The sequence below is a fragment of the Paraburkholderia terrae genome (assembly GCF_002902925.1).
Classification (GTDB): Bacteria; Pseudomonadota; Gammaproteobacteria; order Burkholderiales; family Burkholderiaceae; genus Paraburkholderia; species Paraburkholderia terrae.
The window spans coordinates 895,812-915,807 of the sequence record NZ_CP026112.1 but is presented as its reverse complement, the minus strand read 5'-3'; the positions used below and the strand labels follow the sequence as shown (position 1 = coordinate 915,807).

General features: G+C 64.0%; 22 protein-coding genes. 4 read left to right on the top strand and 18 right to left on the bottom strand.

Annotated features, from left to right (window positions below; genetic code table 11):
* Window positions 1–41: 41 nt before the first annotated feature.
* From C2L65_RS20355 to C2L65_RS20345, 3 genes are all read right to left on the bottom strand, one after another.
* Window positions 42–293, bottom strand: a complete 252-nt coding sequence (locus C2L65_RS20355; RefSeq protein ID WP_042311104.1) for a hypothetical protein — start codon at window positions 291–293, stop codon at window positions 42–44.
* A 230-nt stretch (window positions 294–523) separates the two neighbouring features.
* Window positions 524–1,264, bottom strand: coding sequence for a peptidoglycan DD-metalloendopeptidase family protein (locus C2L65_RS20350; RefSeq protein WP_042311107.1), 741 nt, complete (start codon window positions 1,262–1,264; stop codon window positions 524–526).
* Window positions 1,265–1,517: 253 nt separating this feature from the next.
* On the bottom strand, window positions 1,518–1,829 hold the full coding sequence (locus tag C2L65_RS20345; protein ID WP_042311109.1) for a cupin domain-containing protein: 312 nt from the start codon (window positions 1,827–1,829) through the stop codon (window positions 1,518–1,520).
* Window positions 1,830–2,070: 241 nt separating this feature from the next.
* Between C2L65_RS20345 and C2L65_RS20340 the strand changes: the two genes are divergently transcribed.
* Complete coding sequence (locus C2L65_RS20340; protein ID WP_042311110.1) at window positions 2,071–2,391, top strand: hypothetical protein; 321 nt, start codon at window positions 2,071–2,073, stop codon at window positions 2,389–2,391.
* Window positions 2,392–2,446: 55 nt separating this feature from the next.
* A complete protein-coding gene (locus C2L65_RS20335) occupies window positions 2,447–3,196 on the top strand; it encodes a DUF2968 domain-containing protein (protein WP_042311181.1) in 750 nt (249 codons plus the stop codon).
* Between the two features lie 160 nt (window positions 3,197–3,356).
* Here C2L65_RS20335 and C2L65_RS20330 read toward each other — a convergent pair whose 3' ends face one another.
* From C2L65_RS20330 to C2L65_RS20285, 10 genes are all read right to left on the bottom strand, one after another.
* On the bottom strand, window positions 3,357–3,668 hold the full coding sequence (locus C2L65_RS20330; RefSeq protein ID WP_007744289.1) for a DUF4148 domain-containing protein: 312 nt from the start codon (window positions 3,666–3,668) through the stop codon (window positions 3,357–3,359).
* Between the two features lie 321 nt (window positions 3,669–3,989).
* Window positions 3,990–5,399, bottom strand: coding sequence for an NADP-dependent phosphogluconate dehydrogenase (gene gndA / locus C2L65_RS20325; protein ID WP_042311113.1), 1,410 nt, complete (start codon window positions 5,397–5,399; stop codon window positions 3,990–3,992).
* A 287-nt stretch (window positions 5,400–5,686) separates the two neighbouring features.
* Window positions 5,687–6,301 carry a DUF938 domain-containing protein gene (locus tag C2L65_RS20320; protein WP_042311115.1) on the bottom strand — a complete coding sequence of 205 codons (615 nt, stop codon included), beginning with the start codon at window positions 6,299–6,301 and terminating at the stop codon, window positions 5,687–5,689.
* A 10-nt stretch (window positions 6,302–6,311) separates the two neighbouring features.
* Complete coding sequence (locus C2L65_RS20315; protein WP_042311117.1) at window positions 6,312–6,917, bottom strand: pyridoxamine 5'-phosphate oxidase family protein; 606 nt, start codon at window positions 6,915–6,917, stop codon at window positions 6,312–6,314.
* Window positions 6,918–6,977: 60 nt separating this feature from the next.
* Window positions 6,978–7,823, bottom strand: coding sequence for an NAD-dependent protein deacetylase (locus C2L65_RS20310; RefSeq protein WP_042311119.1), 846 nt, complete (start codon window positions 7,821–7,823; stop codon window positions 6,978–6,980).
* A gap of 67 nt (window positions 7,824–7,890) precedes the next feature.
* Complete coding sequence (locus C2L65_RS20305) at window positions 7,891–8,118, bottom strand: oxidoreductase-like domain-containing protein (protein WP_042311182.1); 228 nt, start codon at window positions 8,116–8,118, stop codon at window positions 7,891–7,893.
* A 71-nt stretch (window positions 8,119–8,189) separates the two neighbouring features.
* Window positions 8,190–8,966, bottom strand: a complete 777-nt coding sequence (locus C2L65_RS20300; RefSeq protein WP_042311120.1) for an SDR family oxidoreductase — start codon at window positions 8,964–8,966, stop codon at window positions 8,190–8,192.
* Between the two features lie 49 nt (window positions 8,967–9,015).
* Window positions 9,016–9,912: a glutamate/aspartate ABC transporter substrate-binding protein gene (locus C2L65_RS20295; RefSeq protein ID WP_042311183.1), complete on the bottom strand. Its 897-nt coding sequence runs from the start codon at window positions 9,910–9,912 to the stop codon at window positions 9,016–9,018.
* A 46-nt stretch (window positions 9,913–9,958) separates the two neighbouring features.
* Window positions 9,959–11,209 (bottom strand): D-amino acid dehydrogenase, encoded by a 1,251-nt coding sequence (locus C2L65_RS20290; protein ID WP_042311122.1) that lies wholly within the window; start codon window positions 11,207–11,209, stop codon window positions 9,959–9,961.
* A 123-nt stretch (window positions 11,210–11,332) separates the two neighbouring features.
* Window positions 11,333–12,208, bottom strand: coding sequence for a LysR family transcriptional regulator (locus tag C2L65_RS20285; RefSeq protein ID WP_042311124.1), 876 nt, complete (start codon window positions 12,206–12,208; stop codon window positions 11,333–11,335).
* 275 nt (window positions 12,209–12,483) lie between these two features.
* On the opposite strand from C2L65_RS20285, the gene C2L65_RS20275 reads away from it, so the two are divergent.
* Window positions 12,484–13,344: a polysaccharide deacetylase family protein gene (locus C2L65_RS20275; RefSeq protein WP_042311126.1), complete on the top strand. Its 861-nt coding sequence runs from the start codon at window positions 12,484–12,486 to the stop codon at window positions 13,342–13,344.
* Between the two features lie 31 nt (window positions 13,345–13,375).
* Here the strand turns inward: C2L65_RS20275 and C2L65_RS20270 are convergent, their stop codons facing one another.
* From C2L65_RS20270 to C2L65_RS20250, 5 genes are all read right to left on the bottom strand, one after another.
* Window positions 13,376–13,627: a GlsB/YeaQ/YmgE family stress response membrane protein gene (locus C2L65_RS20270; RefSeq protein WP_042311127.1), complete on the bottom strand. Its 252-nt coding sequence runs from the start codon at window positions 13,625–13,627 to the stop codon at window positions 13,376–13,378.
* Window positions 13,628–13,827: 200 nt separating this feature from the next.
* The gene (locus tag C2L65_RS20265) at window positions 13,828–15,249 is read right to left on the bottom strand and encodes a DUF2252 domain-containing protein (protein ID WP_042311129.1); all 1,422 of its coding nucleotides are present in this window, start codon (window positions 15,247–15,249) and stop codon (window positions 13,828–13,830) included.
* A 299-nt stretch (window positions 15,250–15,548) separates the two neighbouring features.
* Entirely contained in the window at window positions 15,549–16,994 is a 1,446-nt protein-coding gene (locus C2L65_RS20260) for a M23 family metallopeptidase (RefSeq protein ID WP_042311131.1), read from the bottom strand.
* Between the two features lie 292 nt (window positions 16,995–17,286).
* Entirely contained in the window at window positions 17,287–18,222 is a 936-nt protein-coding gene (locus C2L65_RS20255) for a glycosyltransferase family 4 protein (protein WP_042311184.1), read from the bottom strand.
* Window positions 18,223–18,241: 19 nt separating this feature from the next.
* On the bottom strand, window positions 18,242–19,030 hold the full coding sequence (locus C2L65_RS20250) for a hypothetical protein (protein WP_042311132.1): 789 nt from the start codon (window positions 19,028–19,030) through the stop codon (window positions 18,242–18,244).
* A gap of 437 nt (window positions 19,031–19,467) precedes the next feature.
* Between C2L65_RS20250 and C2L65_RS20245 the strand changes: the two genes are divergently transcribed.
* Window positions 19,468–19,956: a hypothetical protein gene (locus C2L65_RS20245; protein ID WP_229513888.1), complete on the top strand. Its 489-nt coding sequence runs from the start codon at window positions 19,468–19,470 to the stop codon at window positions 19,954–19,956.
* Window positions 19,957–19,996: the final 40 nt, after the last annotated feature.

The following is a 19,996-nucleotide window of genomic DNA, read 5'->3' as shown; positions in this document are numbered from 1 at the left end:
CACGCGACATGGCTCGCCTCTTTACGCCGAACACATGCTGATCAAACCGGGGTCGCGCCCGTCGGCACGTCGCCGTGATACGGCATGATGACAGGTCCGCCGCCGTCCGCGTACACGGGCGGATGGGGTAGATTCATCGGCGGCCAGGGTATCGACGGCTTGCCGGGAAAGCCCGGCCACGGGCTCGGCTCCGTCGGCTTGGCGATAGTGAGCATGCCGCCGTGTACGGCCTTGGCGGTTTCACGGTCGAGTTCGTCGACCCTCGACAGGTCTTTCACAAGCAGGTGGGTCATGATGTGTCTCCAGCAACGATAAAGGTTGGCGAGCGAGCGCGCGCTACGCCGCGCCCGATAACCGTGCTGCACGCACCGTGCCAAATGCGACAAAGCCCGCTGTCACGGGCCTGTCATCGATACTGGAGAAGCCGACTGAACGATCCGGACCAACTGTCGGCCGTCAAGGTGTTGGGCGTCGGGACTCGGTTGGCCTTGAGGTTGTCCGCCTGTCACCGGGTCTATGCGATTCAGCGCGGCAGCCACCCAAGCGGATCGACGGGCTTGCCGTCCTTGCGCACTTCGAACTGGATGGACGGCACGCCGTTGTTGTCCACGCCGACTTCGCCGATCGGCTGACCCTGCGTGACGGCATCGCCCTCTTGCACCAGCAGCCTGCTGTTCTGGCCGTAGGCGGTGATCAGCGTGTCGTCGTGCTTGATGATGACGAGCGGCCCGTAGGCCTCGAGCGTTCCCGCGTACACAACCCGCCCGGTCGCGGCCGCGCGCACCTGATCGCCCGGACGCCCACCGATCACGATCCCCTTCGACTTGCCCGGCACGTACGGCTTGAGAATCGGACCGCGCAGCGGCCACGCAAGCGTCACCTGCGCGGGGGCAACGGGCGCCGGCTGAACGGGCGTGGTGGTGGGCGCGGGTGTTGGCACGGGCGTGGTCTGCGCGTACGCGGGCGGCCCGACTCGCAGCAACTGCCCAGGCACCACGGGCGACGACAAGACCAGACCGTTCCATGACGCGATGTCCTGGGTCCGCTGACCGTAAGCGCCGGCGATGCTTTGCAGCGTATCGCCCGGGTTCACGCGATAGAACCCGGCCGGCACGCCACTGGCGGCCGCGCCGCCCGATGTCCGATACGTGGGCGCCGGCGACGGCGTCGCTTCCCACGGGTACGTGGTACACGCGCCGAGCATGCTCGCGACGGCTAGCGAGACCAACGCCTGCGTGACGACGTATTGCCGTTTTACTGTCATTTTTGTGGCCCTCGACGCGGTATGGGACGGCGGCTCATAGGGGCCGCGCGTCATTTGAACCTGTAGCGGGATATGCAGTGCAAATATTATGCCTCGACTGTCCGTCGGAAAAATGACGGATTGACACGCGCGGACCGCACAGCCCCGACACGCCTCTCGCCAACGATCAACTCGCTCGCACTGCTGCTTCGGCCTGCTCTTTGATTCCTTCTGCAATCCCAATCAATTTTTCCCGATCAGCGAAGGCGAAACGTCAAACGCTGCCTTCCGACTCGATCACCAGAATGCGCGCTTCGCCGATCGGATGCGCAACGTGTTCCGTACCGGCCGACGCATGAAACACGTCGCCCGTCTCGAGCACCGTTGAATACTCGACGCCCGCTTCGCGGTAGCGCATCTCGACGCGCCCGTGCAGCACCGCGAATACTTCCTCGCCATCGTTGACGTGCCATTTGTACGGCTGGTCGGTCCAGTGAAGACGCGTGGTGATGCCGTTCATGTTGGCGATATCGAGCGCGCCCCATGGACGCTCTGCCTTGAACGTGCTGCTGCGGACGATTTTCATGACGGTCTTGCGCAATGACGGTTGTCGGACTGGTCATTATAGTGGCGCCCGCGCGCATGCACGTGTCTTGCTCACATGGCCGGAGAAGGCCGTTACATGCGGCTTGCGAGCCATTGCATAGCTGGAGTGCTCGCCTATACTGAAACTTGCTGCGGTCAACCAATATGCGCATACCCGCAAGCGCGATGCGCGGCAAGACGGTTCATTCCACTTCAGCGTTTCCATCTGATGAGGAGGTTCCATGAACAAGGCGGTGTTTCTTGCCGTACAACTGAATGTCGACGAGATGACTGCATCGCCTGCGCTGGTCGAACTGCTCAACGCGCATCTCGTGTTCGCCGTCGATGTCGCCGAGGCCGCCGATGCCCTCGTGCAACTGGCAAGCGTAAGCCACCTGTCTAGCGGCGTGGAAGCGAGCGTCGAGATTCCGGCGGTCGCCCTCGAACAATTACGCCAGGCGCTGGAAGCGCTCAGCGAATACGACCAGTCGTGGCTCTTCGCGCTGGAACCTGGCCATGCATTATTCGACGATATCGCGCGTGGGCAACGCACGCTGCATTGATGCGCCCGCAACCCTGAAGAGGTACGGCTTCCCGGCCGCCTACCGAGGATCGATCGTGAAAAATCTATTGAACATGCGTCGCGCTGCTGTCAGCAATGGGGCCGCGGCTCACTTTCATTTCCCGCCACAGAACGCCCCGCAAGCCGAACCCGCCCGACTCGACGACCTTCCCGCCAGCGAAAGCGATGCGGGCGCAACCATCGAAACTCGCCCCGTCAACTCGCCGCCGCGACCCGTCACGCCGCTGCATGCGGTGCAGGTCACGCCCTCGGCGCCGAACGGACGCGCCGTGCAACTCGCGGACCCAGCCGATGTAGAACGCATGAGCGACAACGCGGAACTCACGACTTTCCACACGTTTCGCACTTTTGACTATTCAGTCAGCCTGCTGTTTTACCCAAAGGAAATGAAATACTTCGCCGCACTGTTTCAGGAAGACCGGCTATGGCGCGTGCTGAGCACGAACGACATCAATACGGCCAGGCAGCTGTTTCACCATATGCAGGATCAGGCGACACGGCTTTCCGACGGCGAGACGCGCCGCTTGCAGCTCGAAGCGCAGAACGAGCAACTGAAGCGGGCGATCGCGGAATCGGAAGCGCACGCGGAACGGCTGCGTCAGGGCTTGCAGCGTACGACCGAGCAGGATCAGGCGGTGACGAGCCGGCAGCATCAGTTGCGTAAGGAGCTCGCGCAACTCGAAGCGCAACGCACGGCCGCGCAGGCGCAGTTGAACAAGCTGCATCGGCAGGTGCATCAGTTGAACGTCGCGAACAACGAGACGATTCCGCATATGCCGCGGTAAGGTGACGCGCGGCCTGAGCCGACTTCGCCCGCGCCGGACGCAAAAAAACGCCGCCCAGGTTTTACCTTGGGCGGCGTTTTTTTACCTGCACGCGTCAGTTGAGGCTCGCGGACCCCAGCCGGCGCTTTCGATCTGGTTACTGCGTCAGCTTCGTCGGCAATCAGTTACCGAAGAACACCGAACGCGGACCCTTCTCATCAGCCAGCGAACGGCCGGCTTGCGACGTGCCGTTCGTCTGCACGCCATAGCCGCTTGCGTTGGCGTCTTCTGCGTGGACACGCGCTTCCGCGGCCTGGATGTTGTTCGGGTAGTTCTGGCGATCCGACAGCGGATCATAGCCAGCCTTTTCCAGACGGGCGAGATCGGCGCGAACTTCGGCGCGCGTCACCGGTTGCTGGCTCGATTGGGCAAACGATGCAACGGGAGCGGCAACAGCGGCAGCAAGAACGACTGCGGAAATCAGGGCTTTCATGGACAACCTCCGAGAATTTGTTTTTTCGATTCACTGCGAACATCGTGTCCGTCAGCGTTGATGCAAGTTTATGGAAGGTAAGGTCCTAGGGAAATCCCTAATCTCGCTAAACTATGTTGCGAGAATTGAAATAATTGGCTTAATCAGGCGTTCGGCTTGCTTTTTGAGATCAAATAATTGCAACACTGTGTTCCAAAAAATATGCACTGGGTGGAACAATGAGGCGCGCAAAGGCAAACGCCCCGGCGCCGTGAGGCGCCGGGGCGTTTGAAATCAGACCAATCTTCGCTTTACTGTGCGAAGGAAAGCCCGTCCGTCCGCTCAGGACCAGTTCGCGTGGAAGCTACCCGGCTTGTCGAGGCGCTCGAACGTATGCGCGCCGAAGAAGTCGCGTTGCGCCTGCACGAGGTTGGCGGGCAGACGCGCCGAGCGGTAGCCGTCGAAGTACGCGATCGCCGACGAGAACGCCGGTACGGGCACGCCCGCCGCCGTCGCGGCGATCACGACGTCGCGCAGCGCCCCCTGATAGTTCGCGGCGATATCGCGGAAATACGGATCGAGCAACAGGTTGGCGATCTGCTTGTCCTTCGAGTAGGCGTCCGTGATCTTCTGCAGGAAGCGGGCACGGATGATACAGCCGGCGCGGAAAATCTTCGCGATCGTGCCGTAGTCGAGATCCCACTTGTATTCGTCCGACGCCGCGCGCAGTTGCGCGAAGCCCTGTGCATACGAAATCACCTTGCTGAAGTACAACGCGCGGCGCACGGCTTCGATGAACGCGGCGCGATCGCCCGAGAACGGCTTGGCGGCCGGCCCTTCGAGCACCTTGCTGGCTGCCACGCGCTGATCCTTCAGCGACGACAGCACGCGCGCGAACACGGCTTCCGTGATCAGCGGCAGCGGCGCGCCGAGGTCGAGCGCGTTCTGGCTCGTCCACTTGCCCGTGCCCTTTTGCGCGGCGCGGTCCATGATGATGTCGACGAGATCCTTGCCCGTTTCATCGTCTTTCTTGTCGAAGATCTTCGACGTGATCTCGATCAGGTAGCTGTCCAGCTCGCCCTTGTTCCACTCGGTGTAGACCGCGCCCAGTTCCTGGTTCGACAGCCCGACCACCTGCTTGAGCACGGCATAGCTTTCGGCGATCAGTTGCATGTCGCCGTATTCGATGCCGTTATGCACCATCTTCACGAAATGGCCCGCGCCGTCAGGACCCATGTACGCGACGCACGGCTCGCCGTCCGGCGCCTTCGCCGCGATCTCGGTGAGGATCGGGGCGACGAGGTCATACGCTTCGCGCTGGCCGCCCGGCATGATCGACGGGCCCTTCAGCGCGCCCTCTTCGCCGCCCGACACGCCCGTGCCGATGAAGTGCAGACCCGACTTCGCCAGTTCCTGATTGCGGCGGATGGTGTCGGTGAAATGCGTGTTGCCGCCGTCGATGAGAATGTCGCCCTTCTCCAGCAGCGGCTGTAGCGACGCGATCGTCGCGTCGGTGCCTTCGCCCGCTTTTACCATCATCAGGATGCGGCGCGGCTTTTCCAGCGAGTTGACGAATTCTTCCAGCGTGAAAGTCGGAACCAGCTTACGGTCGGGAAACTCCGCGATCAGTTCGTCGGTTTTCTCGCGGGTGCGGTTGAACACGGAGACCGCGTGACCACGGCTTTCGATGTTCAGCGCCAGATTCCGTCCCATCACCGCCAGCCCCACTACGCCGATTGCCTGTTTGCCCATGTGAATTCTCCTGATTCCGGTGAGTCGTGAAGCCGCGCCCACCATCAGGGCGCGGCGTCGAGGATGAAAGGATAAAAGAAATGACGGGATGACGCTCGCGTACTCCCCGCCCGCCGTGTTCGTGTCCGGCACGGTCGATGCGTGCAGGCTTTCGCCGCGCTTTCGCGCCGCGCTGCTTGTGCGCCCCGCTGCCGGCACTCTAAAGCTTAGTCCGCGAAACGCGCTTCGAACGTTTGTCGTGCAAACGCAGAGTCGAGCAGGGTAAAGCGTCAGACCCGGCGCGTGTACTAACGTTTCCTGAACACAAGGCTGAAGTTGTTGGCAGGCATCTCGACCGGCTCGTCGGCGTCGAATCCCGCCGCGTCCGCCAGCGCCACCACGGCTTCCATGTCGCGCACGCCCCATGCGGGATTGCGGCGTTGCAACTGTTCGTCGAACGCAGCGTTGGTGGGCGCCGTATGCGCGCCGCTGCGCCGGTACGGCCCGTACAGGAACAGCACGCCGCCCGGACCGAGCAGCCGCCCCGCGCCGCCGATCAGCGCCTGCGCCGATGCCCACGGCGAGATATGGATCATGTTGATGCAGACGATCGCAGCGGCGGCTTCGATGCCCCACGACGCGTCGCGCACGTCGAGCGCGAGCGGCGGCCGCACGTTGGCCAGCCCGCTATGCGCCGTCCACGCGGCAATCGACGCGCGCGCCTCGTCGTCGAGGTCGCTCGGCTGCCAGACGAGATGCGGCAGCGCCGCAGCGAAGTGGATCGCGTGCTGGCCCGTGCCGCTCGCGACCTCGAGCACGGTGCCCGTCGCGGGCAGGACGCGTTCGAGCACGGCGAGAATCGGCTCGCGGTTACGTTCGGCGGAGGGCGCGTGCTGGCGCAGGTTGAGATCAGGCGTAGTCATGGCGGTTCAATCAGTACAGACCGGTTCGCATCCGTTCAACGAGGTCGCGATCATACGCGAGCGCGTCGAAAGTCTCACCGAAAATGCGCTTGTGCATGTCGCCCGCGCTCGGGAGCCGCGAGCGCTCGACATGGCGCGACGGGTCCCACAGCTTCGAGCGCGCCAGCGCTTTCGAGCAGTGAAAGTACACCGCGTCGATATCGACGATCAGCACCGTGCGCGGCTTCTTGCCGTCGACCGCGAAGCTCTCGAGCAACGCCGACTCGGCCAAAACGCGTCCACGTCCGTTGACGCGCAGCGTCTCGCCGACACCCGGCACGACGAACAGCAGCCCCACATGCGGATTGACGATCACGTTGCGCAGACTGTCGACGCGGTTGTTGCCGACGCGATCGGGAATCGCCAGCGTCCTTTCGTCGATCAGCCGCACGAAACCGGGCGCATCGCCGCGCGGCGAGCAGTCGAGTCCTTCGGGACCCGCCGTCGCCAGCACGATGAACGGCGATTGCTCGATGAACGCGCGATAGCAGTCGTTGACGTACGGAATCTCCTTGCGTACCGAGCGCTCGTGCGGCTGCCCGTACAGCGCTTCCAGTTCTTCTATCGACGTGAGCATCGGCGTTCCTTGTGAATTGACATGAAGCTGGCGCGCACCTGCGTGCCGCACCTGCCTGCATTAGCTGACCGCGAGACGCGCCGCGAGCGCGGCGAGCGCATCGCCGCATGGCGCTTCCACTTTCAGCGACAGCAACTCATCGGCGCGCGTGCGTCCGAGATTGATCGCGGCAACCGGCTTGCCCATCTTCTGCGCCCACACGCAGAAACGGTAGCCCGAATACACCATCAGCGACGAGCCGACTACGAGCATCGCGTCGGCGGCTTCGAGCGAGTGGGTGGCCGCCTCGACGCGCGCCTTCGGCACGTTCTCGCCGAAGAACACGACATCGGGCTTCAGCAGCCCGCCGCAATTCGGGCAAGGCGGCACGCGAAACGACCCGAGGTCGTGCCATTCGAGATGTGCGTCGCCGTCGGCGGCCGGCTCGGCGATCACATCGAGCAGCGCGGGGTTCGTGTTGATCAGCGTTTGCTGGATCGACGCGCGCGTGTGATGCGAGTTGCAATCGAGACACGTCACTGCGCCGATGCTGCCATGCAGTTCGATCACGTCGCTGCTGCCCGCGCGCTGATGCAGTCCATCGACGTTCTGCGTAACGAGCCCGCCCACGTGCCCGACCGCTTCGAGACGCGCGAGCGCGTGATGCGCTGCATTCGGCGCGGCCTTCGCGACTACAGGCCAACCGACCGTGCTGCGCGCCCAGTAACGCTGGCGCGACGCGACGGAGCCCAGAAACTCCTGCAACGTGATGGGCGGCGAGCGTTTCCATTCGCCGTTTTCGTCGCGATAGCCGGGGATGCCGGAATCGGTGCTGATGCCCGCGCCCGTCAGCACGAAAAGCCGCGGATGGCGTTCGACGAAATCATGCAAAGCGGCAAGCGCGTGAGGTTCGATCAGCGTGGACATAGAGTCGATGAAGCGGCGCGAGAGAGTGGTTGCAGAGAGTGGTTACAGCGGGTCAAAAGGCAAACGCTTACTGCTTCTTGCCCGGCTCGCCTTCGTGCTCAACCGGCTGCGCGTGCCGCGCTTCCCACGCAGCCAGCGCCGCGCGATACCGCGTGACCTCTTCCGCGTACAGATCGAACACGCACGGATCGCAGCCGCTATCGCAGCATTCGCTGGGGTCGGGCCGCGTGGGCGGCGTAGGGCGCGGATCGGCGGTGGCCGGCGCCTCCGAGTGCGTGGCCTCGTCAGCAGTCACATTGACTTCCAGTGGTTCGGGAAGCGTCAAGTATACGTCGACTGCCCGCGCCGCGTTGTGTCACATCCGCGTCATCCGCGGCCGACGAACGGCATCTTGCTCGCCATGATCGTCATGAACTGCACGTTCGCCGACAGCGGCAGATTCGCCATGTGCAGCACGGCATCGGCGACATGTTCGACGTTCATCAGCGGCTCGACGGCGATCGTACCGTTGGCCTGCGGCACGCCGCGCGCCATCCGCTCGGCCATTTCCGTCCCGGCGTTGCCGATGTCGATCTGGCCGCACACGATGTCGTAAGGCCGGCCATCGAGCGAGACCGATTTGGTGAGACCCGTGATCGCATGCTTGGTCGCCGTGTACGCGATGCTCAGCGGCCGCGGTGCATGCGCGGAGATCGAGCCGTTGTTGATGATGCGGCCGCCGCGCGGCGTTTGTGCCTTCATCATCCCGAATGCCGCGCGCGTGCAGAGGAACACGCCCGTGAGGTTGGTATCGACGACGGAACGCCAGTCGTCGAGTTCGATCTGGTCGATTTCGACGGGCGGCGCATTGCGGCCCGCGTTGTTGAACAGCACGTCGAGCCGCCCGTAGCGCAGCCGGATCGTGTCGAAGAGCGCGGCGACGCTCGCGGCATCCGTCACGTCGCAGGCGACGGCGAGTGCGTCCTGGCCGCGTGCTTGCGCATCGGTTGCGAGCGCATCGAGTGGGGCCTGCCTGCGCCCAGTCAGCACGACGCTATAGCCATTGGCGAGCAGCTTGAGCGCCGTCGCCTTGCCGATGCCGCTGCCCGCGCCCGTCACGAGCGCCACTTTGTTTGCTTGCGTTGTCTCTGCTGTCTGCGTCACACCGTATCTCCAGGTCGTGCTGCCCGCGACGCGGCGCGACGCAGGCCCATCAATCGAGCGCGCGATCGTTCGGCTTCGCGAACAGCTGTTTCATCTCCGCCGACAACGGATAGTTCAGGTTGATGCCCTTCGGCGGAATGGGTTGCGTGAACCACTTCTGATAAAGGTTCGCCGCTTCACCAGAAGTTTGCAAGCGCGCGATCACGCCGTCGACCAGTTTCTTGAAGCCCGGATCATCTTTGCGAAACATGCAGCCATACACCTCCGACATCGGCGACGTGCCCGTGATCACGTAGTCGTCGGCGTTCGCCTCTTTCGCTTTCGCGCCGTACAGCAGCGGATCGTCCATCACGAAGGCGACGGCACGCCCCGTCTTCACGTTGAGGAACGACTCGGCGTGATCCTTCGCGCTGATGAGGCGCATGTTCATCGACTTCTCAGCGTTCATCTGCCGCAGCAGACGCTCTTCCGATGTGCCCGCCGTTGTCACCACCGTCTTGTTCGCGAGGTCGCCGAAGTCCTTCACGCCCGAGTCCTTCTTCACGATCATGCGTACGCCGTACTGGAAGAAACTGTTCGAGAACGCGGCCTGGTTGTCGCGCTCTTTCGTGTGGGTGGTCGAGCCGCATTCGATATCGATCGTGCCGTTCTGCACGAGCGGGATTCGATTCTGCGACGTGATGGGAATCTCGCGCACCTTCAGGTCCGGCAGCTTCAGCTCTTTTTTCACCTCGTCGACGATCTTCAGCGCGATCGCCTGCGAATAGCCGATCACGTGCTGCTCTTCGTCGTAGTACGAGAACGGCACCGACGATTCACGCACGCCGAGCGAGATCGCGCCCGTTTCGCGGATCTTCTTCAAGGTCGCGCTCGAGTCCTGCGCGTGCGCGTTGCCTCCGCAGAGGGTGACTGCGATCAGTGCTGTGAGCGTTGCGTGCTTCGTCATCGTTGTTTTCATGGTCTCTCCTGTTATGGATGTGTGTGCAACGAAATCAGCGGTCGTATGCGTAGGCGTCGATATCGACGGACGGCGCGCGGCCCGCGATCACGTCGGCGATCACGCGCGCGCTGCCGCACGCGAGCGTGAAGCCCAGCGCGCCGTGGCCCGTGTTGAGCCAGAGGTTGCTGTACGGCGTTCTGCCGATTAGCGGCTTCGAATCGGGCGTCGCGGGACGGTGGCCGCACCAGGTCTGCGCGTTCGCGTAGTCGCCGGCGGCGGGGAAGATTTCCTGTGCCTGGCGCTTCAACAGTTCGACGCGCCCTGCCCGCTGCGCGTCGCTCAACCCCGCAATCTCGACCATGCCCGCAATCCGCAAGCGCCCGCCAAGCGGCGCGTAGACGATTTTTCGATGCAGGTCCGTCACGCTGACGCGCGGCGTGTGGAGCGGATCGGCGTTGTGAATCGTCAGGCTGTAGCCCGTAAGCGGATAGACGGGCAGACGCACGCCAAGCGCATCGAGCAAGGGCACACTGCCAAGCCCGAGCGCGACGACGAATGCATCGGCTTCGATATCGCCCGCCGCGGTGCGCGCCGCGACGATCCGCCCGCCTTCGCTGACGAGTTCGCGCACGGGCGTCTCGTAGCGGATCGTCACGCGATGACGCCGCTGCAGCGCATCCGCCAGCGCAACACCGAAGCGATGGCAATCGCCCGCTTCTTCCGACGGCGTGTGGATACCGCCCGCGATCAGCGGCTGCGCGTGCGCGAGCGCGGGTTCGAGCGCGACGCACGCGCTGCCATCGAGCGCACGCTGATTCGAGCCCGCCGCGACGAGCAGTTCCATCTTGCGGCGCGCGCGCTCGAACTCGTGCGCGTCGCGATAGACGACGAGCTTGCCGTTACGCACGTAGTCGAACGCAATCGACTCGTGCTCGACGATCTCATGCAGCGCCGCCTTGCTGAGCGCGCCGAGACTCAGCATCTCCAGTGCCGTCTGCCGCGCGCGACGGCTGCGGCACGCGAGCAGAAAGGCGACGCACCAGCGCCACTGCTGCACATCGAAACGCGGAATAAAACGCAGCGCGGAATCGCGCTGCAACAGCCACGCGGGCAGCTTGGGCAGCACGGCGGGATCGGCGAGCGGCGCGACGTAGCTGTAGCTCAACTGGCCGCCGTTCGCGAAGCTCGCTTCGAGCGCCGCGCCGCCGCGCGCCTCGACGATCGTGACATCGTGGCCGTCGCGGGCCAGGCTCCAGGCCGTCGTCAGTCCGACGACGCCCGCTCCGAGGACACAGACATGCATGAAGGCTCACTACCTTGCGATTACATTGCAGGCGAGTGTCGCGCGCCGAAAACGGCATATCAATTGACGAGATGCGAGGCTGCATAACCTCAGGTTAAGGGTGCGCGTTTCCCCGCGCCTGGCCTACGCAAAATGCGCGCGCAGCACGTCGACGAACGCATTGCCCGCCTGTGAAGTCAGCCCGCCGTCGCGCCACAACGCGAACACGCCGACCGACAACGGCGGTGTAACCGGCCGCACGGTCACGGCTTCCGCGCCGCTCTTCGCGGTCAACTCGTCGAGCAGCGCATGGCCGATGCCGCGCGCGGCCAGCGCGCGGGCGACGTGCCACGTGTGCGCCTCGACGGCGGGCGCGTGACCGTCGAGGCCCAGTGCTTCCAGCGCATTGCCGATCATCTCGCCAAGCGGGTCGGCATTGCCGATACCGATCCAATCGCCTTCCACGAATTCTTGCAGCGTGATCGGCGCGTTGCCTGCGGCTTCATCGCGCGGGCCGACGCACACGACGGGCGTACGCCCCAGCTCGGCGGACGCAATGCCCGGCCGCGCCGGCGGATTCAGCGCCACGGCCAGATCGAGATCGCGCGTGAGCAGCGCGTTCAGCAATTCCTCGGTATGACGCGTCTGGATTCGCAGCGACACACGTGGATACGCCGCGCGAAACGCCTCGACGGCGGGCGGAATCAGGCTCAGGCCAAGGCTCGGCAGACAGCCGATGCGTAAGTGCCCTTCGGGTTGCCGCGCGAGATTGCGCGCGAGATCGCGGATACTGTCGAGGTTGGTCTGCAGCTTCTGCGTTTCGGAGAACAGCAGCTCGGCTTCGCGCGTCGGCTGAAGACGGCCATGCACGCGGTTGAAGAGCGTGAGGCCCGCGCTGCGCTCCGCGTGCGCGAGCACCTTACTGACGGCGGGCTGCGAAACGCACAGCAACTCGGCGGCTTTCGACAGCGAGCCGGTGCGCATGATGGCGTGGAAAACTTCGATGTGGCGCAAACGCATGGCGCGGGTTCGGGTCGGCGGGTCGGTGGAAAGGGGTCAAGGATACTGGCTTCGGCTCCGCTACGGCTTCATTACCGTTCCATTGCAGCGCCCGTCCCGGCTTCCGTTCCGCAGTGCCCCTTTCCGTCAATTCTCCGAACCCGGCGGCCGTCGATCTCTTTCCAACTCTGCCAATTTCGAGACAGGACGCGCGCCAATGGTATCGTTCGCGTTTGACGTGCATCACGACAGTCCTGCTGGTATGACGAAACGGAATCCGGCAGACGAAACGCATCATGAATCAACCGAATCCGCCGCTGCCGCGCGCCGCCGACCATGCCGCGCCCGCGCGCCGCTGGCCCCGCACAGGCAATCCGCCGATGTTCAACGCCACCATCGCGTGGCATGCCGCGATGGTCGCGGGCTGGGTGCTCACGCCCATCGCCTGGCCGTGGTGGCTCGCCGGCATCTTCGCGAGCCATATGGTCGTTGTGACAATTGGCTTGTGGCCGCGCTCGTCGCTGCTCGGCCCGAACTGGACGCGCCTGCCCGACACGCCGCGCAACGCCGACGCCGTCGCGCTGACGATCGACGACGGCCCCGACCCGGTCGTCACGCCCCAGGTGCTCGATCTGCTCGACGCGCACGGCGTGCGCGCCACTTTTTTCTGCATCGGCACGCGCGCGCAGCGTCATCCGGCGCTGATGCGTGAGATCGTCGCGCGCGGACACGCGGTCGAAAACCACTCGCAGGTCCACGTTCACACGTTCTCGGTCACGCTGCCGCGCGGACTGACGCGGGAAATCGACGCCGCGCAGCACACGCTCGAAGCGCTGACGGGCGAGCGCCCGCTGTTCTTCCGCGCGCCCGCCGGGCTGCGCAACGTGTTTCTTGAGCCGGTGCTGCAAAAACTCGACTTGCGGCTCGCCGCCTGGACGCGGCGCGGCTTCGACACCCGCGAGCGCAACCCGCAGCGCGTGCTGGAACGGCTCGTCGATGGACTCGCGGCGCGTGACATCCTGCTTCTGCACGACGCGAGCGCGGCAAAGGACGCGTCGGGCAAGCCCGTCGTGCTCGACGTGCTGCCGCGTCTGATCGAGACCGTGCGCGCGCGCGGACTGCGCTTCGTGACGCTGCGCGAGGCGCGCGACGCCTGACTGACAGCGCCGCGCGCGGCCTGCGAACCGCCTAGGCGCGCCGCCGGACCAGGTGATAGATCACTAGCAGGATGATTGCGCCGATGATCGACGCGATCCACCCCGCCGCCTGCCCCGGCTGGTACCAGCCAAGCGCGCGCCCGACATAGCCCGCGATCAGCGAGCCGGCAATGCCGATAATGATCGTCATGATCCAACCCATGCTGTCGTCGCCCGGTTTGAGCGCGCGCGCAATCAGACCGACGATCAACCCGACGACTATCGTGCCAATGAGGGAAAGCATGCAAACCTCCGATCAGAGTTAGCACTACGGTGCGCTGCTACTGCTCGCTACAGACGACATGCGGCCCCTGCCCGTTTTTCCGCCGCATGCCGCGACTGTACCGTTTCGGAACGCGCGCCATCGGACACAGCCTGGCGAACGCGCGCCATTGTCGTCGGGATTCCGGCGCGGACGCCGGATGCCCTATGCCCTTATGCCCGTCAGATACGGAAATCGGCGGACATGTCCTCGTCGGTGCGCGCCTCGAGCTCGCCGCTTCGGCACGCTTTCATGAACACGTCATAATCGCGCTCGACCTGATCCGCATACGCCGCCGCATACTCGGCCAGCGCTTCCGCGAACTGGTCGCTGCGTCCAATATACGCGCTGATCTCGATCGCCTTGCCGCCCGCCTTCGCGTGTGCGCGCGCCAGCGCCCAGCCGCATAGCCGCGCATAGCCGTTAAGCTGATCGACGTCGAACAGGTCGACGCTGGGCGTCAGTTTCATGTCGCGCAATTGCCGGAAGTAGAAATGCCGGCCCGCCGGACCCGTCGACCAGCCGAGAAAGATATCGCTTGCGGCCTGCAGCATGCGCTGGCCTAGCACGACGCGCTCGCCCTCGTGCTTCGGCTCGAACTTGCGCGGCCCCGCCTTGAAATGCTGCGCGATCACCGAGCGCCGCGCCTCCTTGACCTGCAGAAAGAGCGGCTTGCCGTGCGGATCGACGGTGAGCAGCACGAGACAGCGGGTGCCGACACTGCCGACGCCGACCACCTTGAACGCGAGATCGTGCGGCACGAACTGCTCCAGCAGTTCGCGCCGATCTTCGTTGAGCGTCTTGAGATAGCCTTCGTACGTCTCGTGCATCAGCTTGCGCCAGTCGCCGATCCGGAACCAGTCGTCCTCGGCATCGAACAGCGTGCCCGAGCCATGCACGTGGAACAGGCTGGGCGGCATGTCGCGCATCACGTAGCGGTCACCGTCGCGCTCGCACAGCTTGTCGAGCATGCTTTCGTGCGTGCGGGTGGCCGCCTTCTCCATCCCTCGACGGATCAGGCGGCGATTCTCGGCGTTCACCGCCATGTCGACCATCCGGTCGAACGTGATCCGCTCGTACCACAGTTCCAGCGCGCCGCATCCGGCGTACTGCGCCATGCGGTCGCGATACTGGTTGGCGGCTGTCATCACGAGATCGTAGGCGGCGCCGCTGCTGAAGCGCATGTGCCGCGCGGCGACCACGAAGCTCGCGACGAGCCGCTTCAGGTCCCATTCGAAAGGCGCGGTGGACACTTCGTCGAAATCGTTCAGATCGAAGATCAGTTGACGCTCGGGTGTCGCGAAGCCGCCGAAATTCAGCAGATGTGCATCGCCGCAGATGGGCAGCGTCAGCGACGTGTGCGGCGTCATGCTGAGATCGTGTGCCTGCAGGATCGCGCTGCCGCGATAGAACGTGAACGGCGACACCGCCATGCGCCCGTAGCGCAGCGGCACGAGGCGCTCGACGCGGCCTTCGCTGCTTTGCCGCAGCAGGTCGACGGGATTGCGGTGCATATGGCCGATCGCGCGGTGGCTGGAGCGTTTTGCGTGTTCGCGGGCCGCGCGCCCGCTGGCTTCCCGTTCCGCGATGGTGCTGGCCTTCATGCTTTTCTCCGTTCTTGTGAAACAGCTTGCATCGGGGCGCACTGCAACCGCGTGCCGCCAGGGCGCATCGTGACGTTGACCGCTTCGGGCTGGCGTGGATGGATCGTTCGAGGCGAGGCGCGACGCGCGCATCGCCGATTTGCGCAAAAGGTGCCGGACCGCAAACGTCCATCGGATCGACTGTATTAAATCCTGCGGCGAACGGGTGCGCAAGTCCGCGTGCCGCCAAAGCGCACCGGCAGAAGAACAGACGAGAAGGGAAGAGGCGATGGCGCAGGGCGCGCCATCGCATTGCCGCGTCAGAAGAAGCGCGGCGGCTGGAGAATCAGGGCGATGCGCACTGCCGGCGACGGCAGCGCTGCAAGGCTCGTGCGGGCGGCCTCGGCGCGCTCGTTAAAGGCGACGCGCGCGGCGCCCGACAGCGGCGCGACGAACTGATGTGCCGTCAGCGTCAGGGGATCGACGGGATGGTCATCTTTGCGCACTTCGAAGTGCAGATGCGGCCCGGTTGCCGTGCCCGTGCGGCCGACATAGCCGATCACCTGGCCCTGCTCGATACGCTGACCGACCTTCAGCGCGCCCGCGAACAGCGAAAGATGCGCGTAGTAGGTCGAATAGCCGTCCTCGTGACGCAGAACGATGTGTTTGCCATAACCACGGCCGTTGACGGCCATTTCGACGGTGCCCGCGGCTGCCGCGTAGATCGGCGTGCCGGCAGGCGCGGCCAGATCAACGCCTGTGTGAAAGCGCGGCTCGCCAAAGACGGGATGAATACGCATGCCGAACGGCGAGCTTACGCGCCGGTAGTCCAGCGGCATCGCGAACGGCTCGCTCGCGATCAGCTCGCCGTCGAGCGTGTAGTACGCGCCTTGCGATGCGCCGGGCGTGGTGAACCAAAGGGCCTCGTACGCGCGGCCATTCAGGCGGACTTCGAGCGAAGCAATGCGCGATGCGCCCGATTCGCCCGTTGCGTCCATCACGATCCGGTATTCGTCGCCCGTCTGCGCAGGCGCATCGACATCCACGCGGCCAGCAAAGATCCGGCCAATCTGTGCGACGACCGTCGCCGGAAAACCCGCTTGTGCGAGCGACTCGCGCAGCGTGGTGCCGATCGGGCCGGCGCTCAAGCGAGGCTCATCGTTGGCCATTCCGAAGCCGGTGGCGTCGCCGAATGGCGTCGTCGCCTGGGCGAGGTCGCCAAATGCGCCCTCGGGCGTCACGCGGCCCGACCATTCGTGGCCATCGTCGGAACGGTCATGCGCAACGGGTACGCACATTGTCGGCGTGGTGGCGCAGACCGTGCCGAGCACCAGTTCGTTCGACGGTACACGCACGGTGATCGATGCCGTCGAGTATGCGGGCGCGAGCGTGGCCCCGTCGTCCGGGTGGGCGATGGCCGGCGCCGACAATACATCGTCGGCGGGATGGGCAATGGATTCGGCCAGCGCGCGATCGGCGTCGCGCGACGAAGCCCCTACGGCATTGAACGAAGTGGCGGGTTGCGCGCCCGGCAATGTCATCTCGTGTGCAAGTGCATGATGGCGCTGCTGCTTGTGAGCGGAACCATGCTTGTGCGCCTTCGGAGCGGCCACGGCGGTGGACGTGCCAGGCACGACCGAAGCGCCGATCCACAATGCCGAAAAAGCGGCCACGCTCGAAAGCGTCTTGCGTTTGACGGACAGCGGACGAACCGCTGCCGTAGAGATGCCCTGCCTGCGCGCGAGGAATGATCGTAGATGCTTCACGTCGGGTTCTCGCGTTGGAATCAAAGGGCGGCGGGCATGAGCGGCTGTACCGGGAAGGCACGGCTACGGCGCGTGGCGAGGCGAAGACGGATCGATCGATCCCGCGACCGGCTGGTCGCTCCATCGCGCCGCGCAGCCCGACAAGTGATCTTTTGAGTTTAGGGAACGGAGGACGCGGGCTGAATCGCCTAATTCTTAATTTTCTTAAAACTTTCTTAGGTTGAATGCGTTTGCATTCAGAAAAGCGAGCCGTCGTCCGTTGCGGACGACGGCTTCAGGCTACAGCCGCTCGTTACAGCAAGCCGCGCAGATAGGCATCCCATTCGCCGATGCGCCTGTCCCACGAATAGAAGCGCGTGAAATATTCGACCTGTTGCGCGCGCAAGTACTCGTCTTCCGCTTTGCGCAGCCGGACAGTTTCGATTGCATCGTCGAGCACGGCGGCGAAGCGCTGCGCGTGTACCTGCAGGTTTTCAGTGAACGGATAGAGCCTCGCGAAGTTCGCACAGGTTTCCGGCAAGCCGCCGTATGCCGCGCAGACCGTGAAGCAGCCCGCCGACATGGCTTCGATGGCTGCGATGCAACTCGTCTCCGGCTCGATGTTCGGGTACGCGAAGATGTCGCATTCGCTCAGCGCCTTGCGCACGACGGCATTTGGCTGCGCGCCGTGATAGCGGATACGCGGATGCGCGCGGCATCGCTCGAACAGCGGCTGATAGGGCGCGTCGCGCTCCGTCCAGTCGTAGATGCTGAAGCTTGAAAAGACGTCCAGCTCGATGTCGGGATGACGCGCAGCGAGATATTCGAAGACGGGAACGAGGATTTCGAGGCCGCGATCGGGCGTCGTGTGATAGATCAGACGGATGCGCTCGGTGCGTCGCGGAAGATAGGCGCCGAATGGCTCGATTGCGTTTTGCAACACGCTCATCTCCGCGTAAGGCACGCCAGGAATCATCTGATAAAGCGCCGCCTGATAATGCGACACACACACAATGCCCGCAAACGCCGCGCGATTTTCAGCCTGTTCCAGGAAACTGGATTCTTCGCGGCTTGGTTTGTCGTGCAACCAGAGAATGCGCTTACGGTCGGGGTCGAGTTCGCGCACGCGGGAGGGAATGATTTGAAACTGCCGCACCAGTTCCGGGTCGAGTCGAGCATGAAGCGCTCGTAGCATCAATTCTGTGCCGCCACGCGCGCGCACGCTCAGTTCGTTGGTTTCCATGTTCATGCGTCGGGTCCGCTGCACGTCAGCATTCGCCGCCAATCGCCGTCAACGGACTCGCCGCAATCGACGCGCCGAAATCGCCGTGCCACGTGTAGAGGCCCTGATGCGACAGCTTCGATTGCGTATCGACGAATACCTGCCCGCCGATATCGCGCCAACGCCGGCAGAACGCATAGTCTTCCGACAGATAACGGCCCGTGGAAGGCTCGACCATCACATCGAAGAAGCGGTAGCAGAGATCGTAGAGCGGCGAATCCGGCGGACCGTCGGGCACGTACTTCAGTTCGGGCAGGCGCGCGATCATTGTTTCAAGCGCGCTGCGCTTGATGCACATGAAGCCCGTCGGCGCTTCGCTGACTTCGAGAAAGCCGTCACCGTCGATCGCCGGCGAGACGCCGTCGTGTGCGTTCACGGGATAACGCAGATAGCGCGCGGCAAAGGTTTCCTGCGTGAGTCCGCCGGGCAGCACGCCAGGCCAGTCGAAACGTTTGAGCGGATACACGCCCGCCACGACATCACGATCGGCAAGCAGCAGCCGCAACACCTGATCGACGGAAAAGCCGATGTCCGCGTCGATCCAGAACAGATGCGTGTAGCCCGGATCAAGCAGGAATTCCGCGACGGCCTCGTTGCGCGCGCGGGTAATGAGGCTTTCGCCTGAACGGATTCGCACCGAGCCCTGCATGCCCGTCTGCCACATCGCGTTATTGAGCGCGAGCAGGCTATTTGCATAGTTCGCCATGACGTTGCCGCCGTAGCATGGCGTCATGAAAAGCGGTTTCATCGATTGAAGTGCGGACGAGTCAAGCATGGAGGGTCTCTTTGTCTGGATGAAAATGAGCGTCGATGAGTATCGCGGACTATCCAAAAAAAGACTGTAAGAACACTCTTAATGCGATAAGACACGCACTTTATTGAGATAGCGGGCTGGCACATTGCTGCCGCTCAAAAGACTCGCCGCGAACGCAGCTGAATCGCCGCTAAACAGTCTCCCGTCAGGGTTCTGATCCCGCCGCGCACATATTGACCGTGGCCAATTGTTCGACCGCTTGTGATTTCGATCCCACGCAGCGGCGGTATTTTTAGGACACGTCTCATATTCGCGCTCAGGTCCGCGCGACACACTCTCGGGTTTCGACTTTCATCCCGCAGCGGCACGCCCGCTGCGCCTTTGCCGTGAACCCCCTTCTGCTCAAACGATCCAGCATCGCCTGCTTCGCGCTCCTCAGCTCCGCGTGCTCCTTCTTCGTGCCCCGCTCCACCGCGTCGACCTCGACGACGCCTGCGGACAACGCGCTCGTCATCGCCTCCGCCCGCGACTTCGCGTACATGCCCGCGCGCGATGGCCACGTCACCTTCGACCGCATCGCCAACACGGCGACGACGTCGATCCTCTTGAAGAAAGGTGTCGAGTCGGTGGTGCGCGACGCCGTCGTGTCCGCATGGCGCAAGTCGGGCGTCGCCGTGACGACGCACGATAAGCTGGTGCTGAGCGGCCGAATCGATGTGTTGTCGGTGGACGATGCGCGGCCGCGGGCCACGTGGACCATGACCATCTGCTACTTCGTCACCAATGCGTCGACGAAGCAGACTGTCTATGTGAAGAGCAATACCGTCCATCTGTTCCGGCAGAAGTTCACGAACCCCGCACTCGCACTCGACGACGTCGTGAAAATCAGCGTTGATACGATCGTCAGAGATCCCTCGTTTCATCAGGCGCTTCAGCCCGTCGAATAACAGGCGCGCGCTCCTCCGCGCTGGCGCCGCAGGGTTGCGG